Annotated in this window: 15 protein-coding genes; 10 read left to right on the forward strand and 5 right to left on the reverse strand. The window is 64.2% G+C overall.

What is annotated here, in order from left to right:
- The first annotated feature begins 103 nt into the window (after window positions 1-103).
- Window positions 104-478, forward strand: a complete 375-nt coding sequence (locus JT360_RS12820; RefSeq protein WP_214471982.1) for a YciI family protein — start codon at window positions 104-106, stop codon at window positions 476-478.
- Here JT360_RS12820 and JT360_RS12825 read toward each other — a convergent pair whose 3' ends face one another.
- The 3 genes from JT360_RS12825 to trhO all read right to left on the reverse strand — a co-directional run bounded on the left by JT360_RS12825 (window position 479) and on the right by trhO (window position 3,320).
- The gene (locus tag JT360_RS12825) at window positions 479-1,231 is read right to left on the reverse strand and encodes an SDR family oxidoreductase (protein WP_214471983.1); all 753 of its coding nucleotides are present in this window, start codon (window positions 1,229-1,231) and stop codon (window positions 479-481) included.
- Window positions 1,232-1,532: 301 nt separating this feature from the next.
- A complete protein-coding gene (locus JT360_RS12830) occupies window positions 1,533-2,273 on the reverse strand; it encodes a tellurite resistance TerB family protein (RefSeq protein ID WP_214471984.1) in 741 nt (246 codons plus the stop codon).
- Between the two features lie 117 nt (window positions 2,274-2,390).
- Complete coding sequence (gene trhO / locus JT360_RS12835; RefSeq protein WP_214471985.1) at window positions 2,391-3,320, reverse strand: oxygen-dependent tRNA uridine(34) hydroxylase TrhO; 930 nt, start codon at window positions 3,318-3,320, stop codon at window positions 2,391-2,393.
- Between the two features lie 210 nt (window positions 3,321-3,530).
- On the opposite strand from trhO, the gene JT360_RS12840 reads away from it, so the two are divergent.
- Window positions 3,531-4,169: a 2-dehydro-3-deoxy-phosphogluconate aldolase gene (locus JT360_RS12840; protein WP_214471986.1), complete on the forward strand. Its 639-nt coding sequence runs from the start codon at window positions 3,531-3,533 to the stop codon at window positions 4,167-4,169.
- Window positions 4,170-4,352: 183 nt separating this feature from the next.
- Here the strand turns inward: JT360_RS12840 and JT360_RS12845 are convergent, their stop codons facing one another.
- Window positions 4,353-6,185 (reverse strand): peptidoglycan L,D-endopeptidase MepK, encoded by a 1,833-nt coding sequence (locus tag JT360_RS12845; protein WP_352127272.1) that lies wholly within the window; start codon window positions 6,183-6,185, stop codon window positions 4,353-4,355.
- A gap of 456 nt (window positions 6,186-6,641) precedes the next feature.
- Window positions 6,642-8,186, reverse strand: a complete 1,545-nt coding sequence (locus JT360_RS12850) for a sigma-54-dependent transcriptional regulator (protein WP_214471988.1) — start codon at window positions 8,184-8,186, stop codon at window positions 6,642-6,644.
- Window positions 8,187-8,360: 174 nt separating this feature from the next.
- Between JT360_RS12850 and JT360_RS12855 the strand changes: the two genes are divergently transcribed.
- From JT360_RS12855 to omp10, 8 genes are all read left to right on the forward strand, one after another.
- Window positions 8,361-10,199, forward strand: coding sequence for a M3 family oligoendopeptidase (locus JT360_RS12855; RefSeq protein WP_214471989.1), 1,839 nt, complete (start codon window positions 8,361-8,363; stop codon window positions 10,197-10,199).
- A 361-nt stretch (window positions 10,200-10,560) separates the two neighbouring features.
- Entirely contained in the window at window positions 10,561-11,304 is a 744-nt protein-coding gene (locus JT360_RS12860) for a helix-hairpin-helix domain-containing protein (protein ID WP_214471990.1), read from the forward strand.
- A gap of 179 nt (window positions 11,305-11,483) precedes the next feature.
- Window positions 11,484-12,629, forward strand: coding sequence for an aminodeoxychorismate synthase component I (locus JT360_RS12865; RefSeq protein ID WP_214471991.1), 1,146 nt, complete (start codon window positions 11,484-11,486; stop codon window positions 12,627-12,629).
- Window positions 12,578-13,240, forward strand: coding sequence for an aminotransferase class IV family protein (locus JT360_RS12870; protein WP_214471992.1), 663 nt, complete (start codon window positions 12,578-12,580; stop codon window positions 13,238-13,240). Before JT360_RS12865 ends, JT360_RS12870 begins: the two co-directional genes overlap by 52 nt.
- A 22-nt stretch (window positions 13,241-13,262) precedes the next feature.
- Window positions 13,263-13,550: a YciI family protein gene (locus JT360_RS12875; RefSeq protein ID WP_214471993.1), complete on the forward strand. Its 288-nt coding sequence runs from the start codon at window positions 13,263-13,265 to the stop codon at window positions 13,548-13,550.
- Window positions 13,547-14,485, forward strand: a complete 939-nt coding sequence (locus JT360_RS12880) for a heme-dependent oxidative N-demethylase family protein (protein ID WP_214471994.1) — start codon at window positions 13,547-13,549, stop codon at window positions 14,483-14,485. The genes JT360_RS12875 and JT360_RS12880 overlap by 4 nt, the downstream gene beginning before the upstream one ends.
- 127 nt (window positions 14,486-14,612) lie before the next feature.
- Complete coding sequence (locus tag JT360_RS12885; RefSeq protein WP_214471995.1) at window positions 14,613-16,058, forward strand: homospermidine synthase; 1,446 nt, start codon at window positions 14,613-14,615, stop codon at window positions 16,056-16,058.
- Window positions 16,059-16,242: 184 nt separating this feature from the next.
- Window positions 16,243-16,620, forward strand: a complete 378-nt coding sequence (omp10, locus tag JT360_RS12890) for an outer membrane lipoprotein Omp10 (protein WP_214471996.1) — start codon at window positions 16,243-16,245, stop codon at window positions 16,618-16,620.
- Window positions 16,621-16,657: the final 37 nt, after the last annotated feature.

Genomic DNA, 16,657 nt, shown 5'->3' on the forward strand with positions numbered 1-16,657 from the left:
ACGGCGGGTGTCATGATCCGTCGGGAGGCGCAGGGCCAAGACTGTGCCTGCAGGTCGAGAACGGCTACGGTCGTCGGATCAGGATCGAAGTGGGGTGCCCTGGATGTTCTATGCAATCCTTGCCTATCACGTGGAAGGCGCGATCAAGGCGCTGACGCCGCAGGAAGATGCGGCGCTGATGGCCGAACTGCTCAAGATCAATGAGCGGCTTTATGCCGACGGCAGCCTCGGCCCCTCGGCACGGCTTGGCGAGACCCAATCGGCCTGCACTTTGCGCGGCCCCGGCGATGGAACTGTCATCGACGGGCCATTTGCTGAGACCAAGGAACAGCTGCTCGGTCTCTATGTCGTCGACTGCGCCGCGCGCGACGATGCGATCGCGATCGCCCGCGACCTTCGCCGCGTCAATCCGACCGCTGTCTACGAGATCCGTCCGATCGCGCTCTATCGCCCCGGCGTGCCGTTGCAGGGGAAATGATCAGCCGCGTCCGACGAACGGCATCTTCGTTGCCATGACGGTCATGAACAGCACGTTGGCGTCGAGCGGCAGGCTGGCCATGTGGACGACGGCATCGGCGACGCGCTGGACGTCCATCACGGCTTCGGCGGCGATCGAGCCATTGGCCTGCGGCACGCCGACGGTCATCGGCTGCGCCATGTCGGTCAGCGCGTTGCCGATGTCGATCTGGCCGCAGGCGATGTCATAGGGACGACCGTCGAGCGCCAGCGTCTTGGTCAGCCCGGTAATGGCATGCTTGGTCGCGGTATAGGGCACCGAGCCCGGGCGCGGCGCGTAGGCCGACACCGAGCCGTTGTTGATGATGCGGCCGCCCATCGGCCGTTGCTTGCGCATGGCGCCGAAGGCAGCGCGGGCGCACAGGAACGAGCCGGTGAGATTGACGCCGACGATATCGTTCCACACCTCGACCGGGATCTCGTCGATCGGCGTCGATTTGTAGCCCATGCCGGCATTGTTGAAGAGCAGGTCGACACGGCCAAAAGCTTCCGCCACCGTCTCGAACAGATCGTCGACCTCACCCGCCTTGCTGATGTCGCAGGCGACCGCCAATGCCTTGGCCTCGGTCCGGCCGGCCTCGGCGATCGCGGCATCCAGCACCGGCTTGCGGCGCCCGCAGAACACCGTATTCCAGCCGGTCTTGAGCAGCGCCGTGGCAACGCTCTTGCCGATGCCCGTGCCGGCGCCGGTGACGATGGCGGTTTTCTCGGTCATGGCAGATATCCTCCGGCGGCGCCGTGCGCGCCCGCTTGATCTTCAGGGTCTGGCTCAAGAAGAGAAGGCATCGCAAATGACGGCAGCGATGGCAAGCGCAGCCGCCGGGGCGTGCCCTCGAAAAATGGAATCCGGCTTTCAGAGAATGCCGGCAACGGCCGACAAAAAGGGCGGTCATTGGCGACCGCCCTGATCTGAACCGGGCTTGGGAGGAGGAAAAGCCGGTCCGACTGTATAGAATCATGCGCTTCCTGGGTTAACGAGGGGTTAACCGCGGGAAAGGGGCCCGTGCCGTTTTGACCTACCAGCGTGGATTGGGCGCGGTGCCCGCCTTGGCGACCGGCACCTTGGCCGCCGAAACCGTCGCCTCGACATGGTCGACCAGCGCGTCCGGCAGGCCAAGCCGGCCAGCAAGCAGGTCGAGATAGCCGCGCTCGGCGCGCGTATCGGGATCGATGGTGAGGCGCGATGCCGTGTAGAGTTCGAGCTTCTGCGCGTCGGTTTGGGCACCAGCGACCAGCGCATCGAGGTCGAGCGGGCTTTCCAGCTCCGCCATCAGGAATTTCTCGGCATCGGGGCCGATCCCCGCAAGGCTGAGCTTGCCGGCGATCTTCTTGCGCTCCTCATCGTCGACATGGCCGTCGGCCTTGGCCGCCGAGATCATCGCGCGCACCAGGGTCAGCGTGAACTCATCCTCGCCCTGCGGCGCCTGCGACGGGTGAAAGGCGGTGTCCTTGGGTGGCGGCAGCAATTCCGGTTCGCCGGCGGCAGGCGCTTGCTCTGGCGCATTGCCGGCCTTGTAGTTCTGATAGGCCTTGTAGGCGAGGCCGCCGATCGCGGCCAGTCCGCCGAGCTTCACGGCGGCACCCGTCACTTGCCGGCCGGCACCTGTTCCAAGCAGCACCGCCGCCAGGGCTCCCGCGGCCAGCGGGTTGTCCTTGGCCATCTGCACGGCCTGACCCGCCTTGTCGCGGACAGTGCCGCTGGTGCCGGGGATTTGCGAGCCGAGCAGATCGTCGAGAAGCTTCTTGGGATCGAACATTCAGTGCCTCCAGCATTTGCCCAGCCGAACGGGCAGGTTTCGAACGCCGAAGACGTAGGTCCCAAAGCCTGGCATTGCAATGACAGGCAGCCGCCTGGCCGCGACTGCGGTACTTGGTCAGGATCCGATATGCGGAGCCCTGCCCTGCGCCTGCGCAAGCTCGACCTGCCGCTGGCGCTCTGCATAGCGCTGACGGTCCTCGTCGGTGCGGACATCGAAACAGTGCGGGCAAGAGACGCCGGCGGCAAATTTCGGCGACGCCAGCTCGCTTGCCGTCAGCGGATGACGGCAGGCGCGGCAGAGCTCCGCGTCGCCCTCGGCGAGGCCGTGCGATACCGAAACCCGCTCGTCAAAGACGAAGCACTCGCCTTGCCACAGGCTCTGTTCGGCCGGAACCTCCTCGAGATATTTGAGAATACCGCCCTTGAGGTGGAACACGTCCTCGAAGCCGAGCGACTTGACGTAAGCCGTCGCCTTCTCGCAGCGGATGCCGCCGGTGCAGAACATCGCCACCTTGCGGCCTTCGAGCTCCGCCCGGTGTGCTTCCACCCAGGCCGGGAATTCGCGAAAGCTCGAGGTCGCCGGATCGACCGCGCCCTTGAAGGTGCCGATCGAAACCTCATAGGCATTGCGCGTGTCGATGACGATCGTGCCGGGTGCGGAAATCAGCGCGTTCCAGTCGGCCGGTGCGACATAGGTGCCGGCGCTCGTCGCCGGGTCGATGTCTTCGACCCCCATGGTGACGATCTCGCGCTTTAGCCGCACCTTCATGCGGTGGAACGGCATTTCCGTGGCCACGCTGCACTTGACCTCGAGGCCCGACAGTCCGTCGATGGCCTCGATATGGTCGATGAGTTCGGCGATCGCTGCTTCGCTGCCGGCGACGGTGCCGTTGATGCCTTCATGCGCCAGGAGCAGCGTGCCCTTGATGCCGCGTCCGCAGCAGAAAGCCGCGAGCGGCGTGCGCAGCGTCTCGAAGGCGTCGAGCCGGGCAAACCGGTAAAGCGCGGCGACGTGGACGGGCTGGGATGGAGCGGACGGTGACATTGCAAGAGCAACTAGACGCTCGTAAAAGCCGATTCAAGGCGAAACGGTTTGGCGGCCTGCTTCGGCCTCTTGTCATGGCCTGTCGGGGAAGAGCCAGTAAGCTGTCCAATGATGCGTGACATCGCGACGCGACCGGTTTCGTGGACAGGCAAACGCCCGTCTGCTAATCGGTTGAAATGGCCGCTGACGTGGCTAGATATGGAGAGACAGATGCCCAGCAAAACCGAAAAACTCCTGTCGCTCCTCAATGGCCAGCCGGTCATCCCGGTGTTGAAGATCGCCAACGTTGCTGATGCGGTGCCGCTGGCCCGCGCCCTGGCGCGTGGCGGCCTGCCGGCAATCGAGATCACGCTAAGGACCGCCGATGCGCTGGAAGCGATCCGCCGGGTTGCGGCCGAGGTCGAGGAAGCCATTGTCGGCGCCGGCACCATTCTGGACAGCAGGCAATTCGACGAGGCGGCGAGCGCAGGCTCGCGTTTCATCGTCAGCCCAGGCATCACACGGGAGCTTCTGGCAGCCGCCGCCGATAGCGAGGTTCCGCTGCTGCCCGGTGCCATCACACCCGGCGAGATCATGGCCGCGCGCGAGGCAGGCCTGCGCTTCCTTAAATTCTTCCCGGCCGAGCAGTCCGGCGGCATTGCGTCGCTGAAGGCCTTCGCCTCGCCGCTCGCCGACGTGAAATTCTGCCCCACCGGCGGCATCACCGGCAAGAACGCCGCCGACTACCTCAGCCTGCCAAACGTCATCTGTGTCGGTGGATCCTGGGTTGCGCCCGACGACATGGTCAAGGCGGGCAAGTGGGACGAGATCGAGGCCCTCGCCCGCGCGGCAAGCAAGCTCGCGAAATAACGCGCCTTCGGACGGCGTGGAAAACCCGGCCGACTTGCGGAAAATTGCCAAGTCGTTCCAGCTTCATGAGTAAGTTCAGCCGCGCGTGACCCTGCAGGATCGGGGCATCGCGTGCATCGCGCTTTTTGGACAAAAAGAAGCCGCGCGGGTCTCCCGGCGCGGCTTCCAATTCTGGTCCGTTCGCTACTTGGTCTGGAAGCGGGCGACCGACATGAATTTGACGGCATTGCCGGTGAAGCGATTGACGTCACCCACTTCGTTGCTCGGCTGGAAACCGGCCGTATAGACCTCGCTCGGCGGTGTATGCACGATATTGTAGGCGTAGCCCGGCGCCGTCGTCGCGCTCGAAACGGTGGCGACGTGCTCGCCGCTGGTCAGCGCCCAGCGGGCGGCCTGAGGTGCCGCGGCGACCACCATGGCCCTGGGGCCGGGCTTCTGGTCGCGGGCGGTGGCCCTGGCTTCCTTGCGGGTTGTCTTCACGCCGGCGCCGATGGCGGCGGCCGGATCGGAACCGGCCGGGCGGGCGGCAACAGCCAGGCGCGGCGATGCGGCATCGACGCCCGAAGGATCGTTGAACGCCGAGCGCGGTTCTTCGGCCAGCGACGCAAGCTGATATTCGACCGCATTGCCGACTTGGGCGTTGGTATTGCCGATTTGGGCGTTGGCCTCTTCGAGAACGGCCTTGACGGCGTCCGGCTTGGCCGGCTCTGGCCGAGCCGTTGGCAGTGCCGAGAACGCATCCGTGGCGGTGCTGCCGCGTTCGGCAGTATCCGCCAGCGCCATCAGCACATCCTTGCTGGGCGGCGACGCCAGATCCGCCGGCAGCGTGTGTTCGGGACGCCAAGTCGGCAAGGGAATGTTATTGACCGCAACCTGCGCCGGATCGGCCGCCGCGGCCGCCGCTACCGCGGATGGATCAGCCTTGCCGAAAGGCATGTTCGCCGGCGCCTGGGCGGTCGCCACGGCCTGTTCGGTGGTCGCCGTTGCGTCCGCCATGGTGAACGGTACATTCTCAGGCTGCGCGCCGACATCGGCCTTCGGCCGCGGTGCGAAATCGGGCAGCGGAATCTCCTTGGCGGGCAGCGCCGCGATAATCGTCTCCGGCGTGTCCTTCTGCGGTTCCGGGGCCTGCTCGTCGGCGACCTGCGGAATTTCGGCGCGCTGCGCTTTCTCGGGCGCGACGATAGCGATGCCCGGCAGGTTGCTGCTCTTGGCGGTCGCGCCCGGCTTCAGGTTTCCAGCCTTGGGCGCCGGGGCAGCCGAAGCGGTCTCGACATCGGCGCTGTCGTCGGCCTCGTCGTCGCCGCCACCACCGAAGAGGGCAGAGAGGAACCCGCCGGATTTCTTGCCGCTGCCGCCGGCGCTGGCCAGTTCGATGTTGGGTGTGCCGGAGCCCTTGCGCGCCTTGTAGGAGGCGAGCGCCTGTTCATAGCCGGGCAGCGGCCGGCCGTCGCTCGGCACATGCAGCGTCTTGCCGTTGGGGAACAGGCCGACCAGTTCCTGGCGGCTGATGCCGGGCCAGTGGCGCACATTGCCGACATCCATATGGACGAACGGCGAACCGGAGGTCGGATAGTAGCCGACGCCACCGCCCTGCATTTTGAGGCCGATGTTGCGCAGCTTCTTCAGCGGCACGCCGGGAATGTAGAAATCCATCGCCTTGCCCAGCATATGCTGGCTCTTCTCGGCGACACCCCGGCTGCGGCTGCGCAGCATCGAGTTGGTCGCCGGCGAACGGTAGCCGCAGACGACCTGTATATAATCGGTGGCGCCGCTTTCCCGATATGCCTCCCAGACCAGATCCAGCAGGCGCGGATCCATCTTGGTCGGCTCGTTGCGGCGCCAATCGCGCAGGATGATGTTGATCTTCCTCAGGCCCTCGGGAACGTAACGGCCGTTGCGTTTGTAGACGATCTCGGCCTTCTCGTGGGTGTGGAGATGATAGAGCTTCAGCGTACGAACTTCGGCCTGGGCGCCCGTGGCGGCCGCGGCAACAAAACCAAATGCGACAATCACCGCCGCCAGCCATCTCGGCCAGACGCTCAAATGATCATGACGCCCGTTTGTGAGTCGTTCGATTCTGTTCAAATCAAAAGGCCTTGCAGGCTGCCGTTTGTCCCCGGATTTGCCCAAACGGACGTGTCGTTTTCACATCCGAATATTGATCCTAATGGTTAATCATCGCTTATTGAAGCCGAAATGCGGTAAGACCATGGCGATATCCCGTCAAAAATTGTTCACAAGATTTCTTGGTAAACCGCTGGTTTAGATCACATTTCCGGCTTTACCCGAAACACGATCTGTTACCGTTAGCCTTAATGCGTGAACAAGCCTGTTCACAGGACTGCCGCATTGCCGCCAAAAGCCCGATACGGCTCCGTTCTGCCATTGCAGGCTGGTCCCGGCCTTGCGCGGGGGCGTAATCGTGGTTTTCCGACAAGGTCACGCGCGAACGAACAGATGGAATCCGCGCTAGGAAGCGAGGCGGTCGACGCGCCCGGTCTCCGGGTCGATGCCGTATTCCTTGAGCTTGCGGTAAAGCGTCGAGCGGCCGATGCCGAGGCGGCGCGCGACTTCACTCATCTGGCCGTTGTAGTGGTCGATGGCGAGCTTGATCATTTCGAATTCGACGTCGGCCAGCGCCCGCACATTGCCGCGTTCGTCGAGCGCCCGCAGCGTGCCGAAGCGAGGTTGCGTCCCGGCAGGCTGGTCGTGCACGCTTGCCGAAGCAGCCTCGCCGGGCACGACATCCTCATCACGCGGCTCCAGCGGCGGTGACGCAGGACCATCGGTTTCGTGGTCGCCATCCGTTTCGAGATTGACGGTGCCTTCGACCTGCGCCCGGATCTGCGGAAAATCATCGACGTCAAGCACATCGCCGTCACACAGCACCGAGGCGCGGAAGACGGCGTTTTCCAGCTGCCTTATGTTGCCGGGCCAGTCATAGGCCTGCAGCACGGCAAGCGCTGCCGCCGAAATGCCCTGCAGGCGATGGCGCGGGTCGGCGGGCGCCACCTTCTCCATGAAATGCGTGACCAGATGGGGAATGTCGTCGCGGCGGTCGCGCAGCGGCGGCACGAAGATCGGGTAGACGTTCAGCCGATAGAACAGATCCTCGCGGAACTTGCCGTCCTTGACCTGCTGCAGGAGGTTGCGGTGCGTCGCCGAAATCAGCCTGATGTCGACCCTGACGGTGGAACGGCCGCCGACCGGATCGACCTCGCCGTCCTGCACGGCCCGCAACAGCTTGACCTGCACGTCGAGCGGCAGGTCGCCGATTTCGTCGAGGAACAGCGTGCCCGAATGCGCTTCGACGAACTTGCCGGTGTGCTTGTCGGTGGCGCCGGTGAACGAGCCCTTCTCATGGCCGAACAGGATCGATTCGACCAGATTGTCGGGAATGGCGCCGCAATTGACGGTGACGAAGGGTTTCGAGCGACGATCGCCGCTGCCCTGGATGGCGCGTGCCACCAGCTCCTTGCCGACGCCGGATTCGCCTTCGATCAGGATCGGGATGTTGGAGGCCGCCGCTTTCTGGCCGAGACGTATCACCCTGTCCATGGCCGGACTGTGGGTGATCATGTCCTTGAAGGTCAGCAGTCCGCCGCGCTTGCGCGACGTGCGCTTGACCTCGCCCTCGACCGCCTCGACCTTGAGCGCGTTGGCGATCGAGGCCTGCAGCCTGTCGGGTGAAGCCGGTTTGACGACGAAATCGAAGGCGCCGTGGCGCATTGCCGAAACCACGGTTTCGATGCCGCCCTGGGCGGTCTGCACGATGACGGGAACGGTGATGTCGCGTTCGCGCATCGCCTTCAGCACGCCAATGCCGTCGAGGCCGGGCATGACCAGGTCGAGGATCACGACCGAGACGTCGCGGGCGCCAGGCCCGTCGAGCACTTCGAGGCCGGCTGCACCGCCCTCGGCGACGATTGCCGTGTGGCCGAACCGCGTCACCGCGGCCTCGAGCAGCCGGCGCTGCACGGGATCGTCATCGACTATGAGTATGGAACCTGTCATGACTGTCTTGATTTGCCCGCGCCCGAAATCCCCATGGATCATCTTGGCACACGGTTCTAAATAAGGTTTCAAAAAACCCGGTGAACGAATTCCTTAGGATTTGACCGGCTTCTCCATTCCCCCTTGATTCCAGCCACTTGATTCTGGCCACTTGATTCACGGAAGGTATTGTCGATGCGCATGATGTTTGGTCGGCGGCTTGCGGCACCAGCGTCCGGTCAGGGCGCGGCCGAGCTTGGCGATCTGCCGGAATGGAACCTTGCCGACCTCTATGCCGGCATGGACGCGCCGGAACTGAAGCGTGACATCGCCAAGGCCACCGCCGACGCGATCGCTTTCGAGACCCGCTGGAAGGGAACGCTCGCCGCCGAGGCTGGGCGCGGCAACGCCGGCAGGCTGGGCGAGGCGCTCGTCGCCTATGAAGCGCTGGAGGAACTGATCGGCCGCATCGTCTCCTATGCCGGCCTGATCTATGCCGGCAACACCGCCGATCCGCAGCGCGCCAAGCTCTATGGCGACATCCAGGAGAAGATGACCGACGCCAGCGCGCATCTTCTGTTCTTCGCGCTCGAACTGAACCTGATCGACGATGCCGCGATCGAGGTTGCCTTGGCCGCCGATCCCGCTTTCGGGCACTACCGGCCGTGGGTGCTCGACCTCAGAATGGACAAGCCCTACCAGCTCGAGGATCGTGTCGAGCAGCTTTTCCACGAGAAGTCGATCACCGGGCGTGGCGCCTGGAACCGCCTGTTCGACGAGACGATGACCGACCTTCGCTTCGACATCGATGGCGAGGAATTGACGCTGGAACCGGCGCTCAACCGCCTGCAGGATGCCGATGGCGAGGTGCGCCGCCGCGCCTCCGAGGCACTGGCCGCGACCTTCCGCAAGAATTTGCGCACCTTCACCCTGATCACCAACACGCTGGCCAAGGACAAGGAAATATCCGACCGCTGGCGCGGCTTCGAGGACATTGCCGATTCCCGCCATCTCGCCAATCGGGTCGAGCGCGGCGTGGTCGATGCGCTCGCCACCGCGGTGCGCGAAGCCTATCCGCGCCTGTCGCATCGCTACTACAAGATGAAGGCGCGTTGGCTCGGCATGGAGGTGATGAACCACTGGGACCGCAATGCGCCGCTGCCGGAGACGCCGCAGGCGGTGATCGGCTGGGACGAAGCCAGGAACACCGTCCTGTCGGCCTATCAGCGCTTCTCGCCGGAGATGGCCGAGATTGCGCGCACCTTCTTCGACCGCAACTGGATCGACGCGCCGGTGCGCCCGGGCAAGTCGCCGGGCGCCTTTGCCCATCCGACCGTGCCGTCTGCGCATCCCTATGTTCTGCTCAACTACATGGGCAAGCCGCGCGATGTGATGACGCTGGCGCATGAGCTCGGCCATGGCGTGCATCAGGTGCTGGCCGCCGGCCAGGGCGCGCTGATGGCCTCGACGCCGCTGACATTGGCCGAGACAGCCTCCGTCTTCGGCGAGATGCTGACCTTCCGATCGCTGCTGGAGCGGACCACCGATCGGCGCGAACGCAAGGCCATGCTCGCCCAGAAGGTCGAGGACATGATCAACACGGTGGTGCGCCAGATCGCCTTCTATGAGTTCGAGCGCAAGGTGCATGCCGAGCGCCGCAACGGCGAACTGACGTCCGACAGGCTCGGCCAGTTCTGGCTGGAAGTACAGGCAGAAAGCCTCGGCCCCGCGATCAAGTTGCGCGAGGGTTACGAGGTGTTCTGGACCTACATCCCGCACTTCGTCCACTCGCCCTTCTACGTCTACGCCTATGCTTTCGGCGACTGCCTGGTGAACTCGCTCTACGCGGTCTACCAGAATGCCGAGCGCGGCTTTCAGGACAAGTATTTCGAGATGCTGCGCGCCGGCGGCACCAAGCATCATTCGCAGCTTCTGGCGCCCTTCGGCCTCGACGCCACCGACCCGGCCTTCTGGCAGATCGGGCTGGGAGTGATCGGCGGCCTGATCGACGAACTGGAATCCCTCGACGGCTGAAACGCCTCTCGCCTGCGAAGAACAGTTTAGCCGGAATGCATGTTCGCACGGTGCTATTCTTGCGCTAAATATTTGTTCTTGAAGAACTCTCCACGAATGTTTTCCGATAGCTTTCCGTAAGCTCTATGGTAGCCTTCGCTCCAAGCTCAGCCGGAGCGCATGCGGATCGGCGAGGGAAAAGTCTCAGCCGATCGTGACGCTCAGGCGAACGCGACAACGGCCGTTGGCCATGGGCAAGCAAAGCCGATTGCCGACCGCTCGAATCGAAGCCGGCTGTTCTGCGAACCCGCGGAGCCATTATCGAGTGGTCCATCGCCGAAGGTCGTGACCCACGGCAGACGGATCTGACTGGAGAGAGACAATGGGCACTTTTCTATATGTGATCCTGGCGTTCCTGGTAGGCGTGTTGGTTGGCTGGTTCCTCTGGGGTCGCCTGCGTGGTGAGCTCGATAGCCTGCGCGGCGACCTCGACCGCACCCGCAGCGAGCGCGACCGGCTGCGTGCCGACAGCGACCGCCTGACCGGCGAACTGAATGCATGCGGCAAGACCCGCTCCGATCTCGAGCGCCAGCTGCGCGATGCGCAGGCTTCCACCGGAGCCGGCGCGGCAAAGGCTGCCGGTCAACCGTCGGCCGCCCTGAAGTCGACGCCGGCCGCGGCCAAGTCCGCTCCCGCGGCCAAGTCTGCACCGGCCAAACCGGCCCCGGCAAAGCCCGCGGCGGCCAAGGCTCCAGCCAAGCCTGCGGCGAGCAAATCCGCGGCCACTGGCTCGGCAACCAAGAGCGCAGCCGCTCCCAAGGCCGCAGCGGCAAAGAAGGCCTCGCCGGCGGCGGCCAACGCCGCATCCGGCAAGCCCGACAATCTGCGCCGGCTGATCGGCATCGGCCCGGTCAACGAGAAACTGCTCAAGGCGCAAGGCGTCACCAGCTTCGCCCAGATCGCCGCCTGGACCGCCGCCGACATCAAGCGGATCGAGGACGTGATGAATTTCGACGGCCGCATCGCACGTGAGCGTTGGATCGAGCAGGCGAAGCTGCTCGCCGCCGGCAACGAGAAGGAGTTCGCCAAGCAGTTTCCGACAGCGGGGACAGCCAGCAACACTTGAGCGATCAATAGAGACAGCGATTATGCAATCGGCGGCGCCATGGCGCCGCCGGTTTGTTTTAGCGGACGAGGCCACCGGAGGTCGGCTTTGAGTGGCAGCGTGCCGTTCCCTCGATTGCGCGCGAACGGCCCCCCATATAGAGCGGTCAACGGCTTCATTGACCGCAGCACCAGAGTCCCATGTCCCTGCCCGCCGCCATTTTCCGCAACGACGAAAGCGCGCGCCAGCTCGTTTTCGACCGGCCGGCCAATATCATCGTGGCGCATGCGGCAAAGGACTTTCCGGCGGCATTGGACGCAGCGCAGGCCGCGCACGATGCCGGCAAGTGGCTGGCTGGCTATTTCTCCTACGAGGCGGGCTATCTGCTCGAGCCGAAGCTCGTTCCCTTGCTGCCGGGCAAACGCCGCGCTCCGCTGGTCTGCCTCGGCGTTTTCGATGCTCCGGTCGAAGAAGCGGTGCCGCCGCGCAACGCAGCGGCGACCAACGGTCCGATCTTCGATGCAAGAGCAGCCTGGTCGTTCGAGGATTATGAAAAGCGTTTCTCACGGCTGCATCAGCACATCAGGCAGGGCGATTGCTACCAGGGCAATTTGACCTTCCCGGTGCAGGCACAATGGTCCGGCGATCCGCTTGCCGCCTTCGATGCGCTGACCGAACGCCAGCCGGTGAAATATGGCGCGCTGGTCGCGCTCGGTGATCCGATCGTGCTGTCGCGCTCGCCCGAATTGTTCTTCGAGATCGATGCCGAAGGCATGATCGAGACCCATCCGATGAAGGGCACCGCACCACGCGGCGCGACCAAGGACGAGGACAGGCGGCAAAAGAATTTCCTGCGCAACGACGAGAAGAACCAGGCCGAGAACCGGATGATCGTCGACCTCTTGCGCAACGACATCTCGCTGATCAGCGAGGTCGGCACGCTGGAGGTGCCGGCGCTGTTCCGCATCGAGAGCTATCCAACCGTTCACCAGATGGTGAGCGACGTCAGGGCGAAGCTGCTGCCGGGCCTCACCATTCGCCAGGTCTTCGCGGCTTTGTTTCCCTGCGGCTCGATCACCGGAGCGCCGAAGATCCGCGCCATGGAGATCCTGCACGATCTGGAGGGCACGCCGCGCGACGTCTATTGCGGCGCCATCGGCTGGATCGCACCCGGCGGCACCATGCGCTTTTCCGTGGCGATCCGTACCATATCGCTCTTTGCCAGTGGCGAGGCCGTCTACAATATCGGTGGCGGCATCGTCTTCGATTCGACGGCGCAAGAGGAGTATCAGGAGTGTCTGCTCAAAGCCCGCTTCGCGACGGGGACGCCGCCGATTTCGAGCTGATCGAGACCATGCGCTGGGAGCCGGAGAAAGGTTTCCTCCGCTTCGATCGCCACCTTGCGCGCCTTTATGCGTCGGCGGCGGAATTGGGCTTCAGCCATGATCCCCGCAAGATCGGTGAGGCGCTGAGCAGTGCGGTCGGCGGCTCCCCCGTCGCCATGCGCACGCGGCTCGCTTTGTCGCGCCGAGGCGAGGCGAGCGCCTCCGCGCAACCCTATGAATCGCTCGCCGCCGACAAGGTCTGGGTGCTGCGGCTGGCACGGACAAGGCTCGATTCCAGCAATATGCTGCTGCGCCACAAGACCAGCCTGCGGCAGCTCTACACGCATGCCCGCTCCGAATATCTCGTCACCCAAGCCGACGAAGTGATCCTGGCCAATGAGCGCGGCGAGATCTGCGAAGGCACGATCACCAATGTCTTCGCCGATTTCGGCGACGGCGTGCTGGCGACGCCCCGGCTCGACTGCGGCCTGCTGCCTGGCGTATTGCGCGCCGAGCTTCTGGACGAAGGCCGAGCGGCTGAAGCGATCTACAGCTTCGATGAGTTGAAATCTGCCAAGAACTTGTTCGTCGGCAATTCGCTGCGCGGGCTGATCCCCGCCAGACTTGCCTGAGAGCCCCAACCGAAGGAATGCCATGTTCGTCGTTTCGCTGAACTACAAGGTGCCCTTGACCGAGATCGACCAATTGCAGGCGGCACATGTCGAATGGCTGAAAGCCTGCTATGCGGAAGGCCTCTTCATTGCCTCCGGACCCAAGAAGCCGAGGACCGGCGGCATCATCATCGCGCATGGCTCGCGCGAGGTCCTCGACGCCAGGCTGGCGGCGGACCCCTTCGCCAAGGCGGGTGCGGCCGACTACGACGTCACCGAATTCCTGGCCAGGATGACCGCCCCCGGCCTGGATCCGTTCAGGGAAGCATGAGCTTGGCCGAGGCGCTGCCCACCCACACGCCCTATGATGGTTCCTCGACGCTCTTCAGCATCGGGCTGAAGCCGCTCGATCCCGCGAACTGGATCGAGGTCGACGGCCATCTTGTGCGCTACCTCAACGAAAAGCGCCGGCTCTATGCCGAAATTTCCGAGCGGGTTTTCGTCGAGGAGGACGGTACGCGCGACGCGCAGCGGGAAGTGCTGGAATTGCTCGGCGCATATTTGCCGGAGCGATTTCCGGGCACTCATCGCCGCACCGATACGGGCATCGAGGTCGTGGGCGCCGCGAGCCATCCCACCGTCCCTGCCGGTCCCGGCGACGCCCCACTCGTCGCGGCCTCGCTGCTCGTCCAGGAGGATTTGATCCTGATGCGCCGCGACGCCAGCGGCTGGCGGCTTGCCGCGGGTTCGCTGTGCTTTCCCTCGTCCTGGTCGCTGCTCGAAAAATTCGGCAAGCCGCTGCAGCAGATCCACGCCCCGGTACCGGGTTTTGGTCCCGGAACCCGGCCAGCCGAACTCATCAACCGCATGTTCGACGGCCTGCAGGGGCAGGCGGTCGAACGCTACAACTGGTCGATCCAGTCAGGCGATGCGCTCTACCATCCGCTCTCCGACCTCCAGCGCACCGACCGCGCCACCAGCCGCCCGTCGCGGTTTCCGGACGGAGACATCGACGCTCATGCCTTCATCCGGGTTGAGCGGCAGACGCTGCGCAAGCTGCCTTCTTCGCTCGATATCCTGTTCACCATCCGCATCCACCTCGACCCGCTCGCCGTGCTGGCGCGGCATCCTGACAGGGCGACGCTCGCGCTGTCCTTCGCCTCCCAACTCCAGGCGCTCGACCTCGCTCAACTCGATTACAAGGGCCTGACGTCGGACCGCGATCGGCTGGTCGCCTTCCTTAACCACATGGCCAAGGACGGCTAGTCACAGGTTGGCTCTTTTCGCTGGTTTATGACAATGATCTGTGATGTAGCGCATGGCCGCCGGGCAGAGATGCCCGGTTTTGCATGTGTTTTCCCGGTTTGCTGGGTTTTGAGGAGTGCTCGATAAAATGGCGAATGAAAACTGGCCCGTTTACGGTGAGATCACCGGCCCTGTGGTGATGATCGGCTTCGGCTCGATCGGACGGGGCACGCTGCCGCTCATCGAACGCCATTTCAAATTCGACAAGTCGCGCATGACGGTGCTTGATCCGCGCGACACCGACCGCAAGCTGCTCGACGAGCGTGGCATCACCTTCATGCAGGACGCCGTGACCGAGAAGAACTACAAGAAGCTGCTGACCCCGCTTCTGACCAATGGCGGCGGCCAGGGTTTCTGCGTCAACCTGTCGGTCGATACCGGCTCGGTGGACCTGATGCGGCTCTGCCGCAAGCTCGGCGTGCTCTACATCGACACCGTCGTCGAGCCGTGGCTCGGCTTCTATTTCGACACCAAGGCCGACAATGCCAGCCGCTCCAACTACGCGCTGCGCGAGGCGCTCATCAAGGAAAAGCACGACAAGCCCGGCGGCGCGACCGCGGTCTCTACCTGCGGTGCCAATCCCGGGATGGTCTCGTGGTTCGTCAAGCAGGCGCTGGTCAATCTCGCCACCGATCTTGGTATGGAGTTCTCGGAGCCCGCGCAGGAAGACCGCGAGGGCTGGGCCAAGCTGATGAAGAAGGCCGGCGTCAAGGGCATCCACATCGCCGAGCGCGACACCCAGCGCACCAAGAAGCCGAAGCCGATGGATGTGTTCTGGAACACCTGGTCGGTCGAGGGCTTCATCTCGGAGGGATTGCAGCCGGCCGAACTCGGCTGGGGCACGCATGAGAAGTGGATGCCGAAGAACGGCAAGAAGCACAAGCACGGTTCCAAGGCCGCGATCTATCTGGAGCAGCCAGGCGCCAACACGCGCGTGCGCTCCTGGTGCCCAACGCCGGGCGAGCAATACGGTCTGCTGGTGACGCACAACGAGTCGATCTCGATCGCCGATTTCTTCACCGTTCGCTCCAAGAAGGGCAAGGTCCAGTACCGTCCGACCTGCCACTACGCCTACCATCCCTGCAACGACGCGATGCTGTCACTGGACGAGATGTTCGGCGCCGCCGGCAAGCCTCAGCCGGTGCATCACGTGCTTGACGAGAACGAACTTGTCGACGGCGTCGACGAGCTCGGCGTCCTGCTCTACGGCCACGACAAGAATGCCTACTGGTATGGCTCGCAGCTGTCGCTGGCCGAAGCGCGCAAACTGGCGCCCTATCAGAACGCCACCGGCATGCAGGTCACATCGGCGGTCCTGGCCGGCATGGTCTGGGCCCTGGAAAATCCGGAGGCCGGCATCGTCGAAGCCGACGAGATGGATTACAAGCGCTGCCTGGACGTGCAGTCGCCCTATCTCGGACCGGTCAAGGGACATTACACCGACTGGACGCCGCTCGACAGACGTCCGGGCCTCTTCCCGGAAGACCTCGACCGCAGCGACCCGTGGCAATTCCGCAACATCCTCGTCCGATAGCACCCTGCGCACCATGCGCCATTGCCTTGCAATCGCCCGGAAATCGGGCGATTGAAGAGATGCGGCCTGGAGCAGCGCGCGTCCCGTCGGACGCGCAGCCGCTCCAGCAGTTTGGACGTTCGCTTCGTGCCTTCCAGAAATCGAATCCGATTTTTGGGCCGAGGCGTTTGGAGAGGGATTTCATATGATTATTGCGCGCAAAGTTCTTTCGATGGGCATGGCGGGTGCCGTTGCCTCGATGCTCGCTGCCTGTGCCACGAGCGGCCCGGACCAGCCGCCCATGGCAGCCGCGCCGAAAGGCGTCGAGGGCTCCTGGATCGATGCCAAGGGCACGGGCCTGTCGACCTTCACCGGCGGCAAGTTCACGACCGTCGCGACCGATACCGGCCAGAAGCTCGCCGATGGTAGCTACACCATGACCGGCGCCACATCTGTCGAGATCAACGGCACGTCGCTGATCCGCCAGACGCCGGTCAGCTTCAACTGCCTGATGGTGTCCACCAGCCAGCTGAACTGCACCAGTTCGTCCGGCCAGAACTTCGTGCTGACGCGGCGCGCCTGAACCGGCCAACATTGGACTTATCGAGACGGCGGCCAAC

Origin of the sequence: Mesorhizobium sp. dw_380, assembly GCF_018588885.1 — a bacterium.
Lineage (GTDB): Bacteria > Pseudomonadota > Alphaproteobacteria > Rhizobiales > Rhizobiaceae > Mesorhizobium.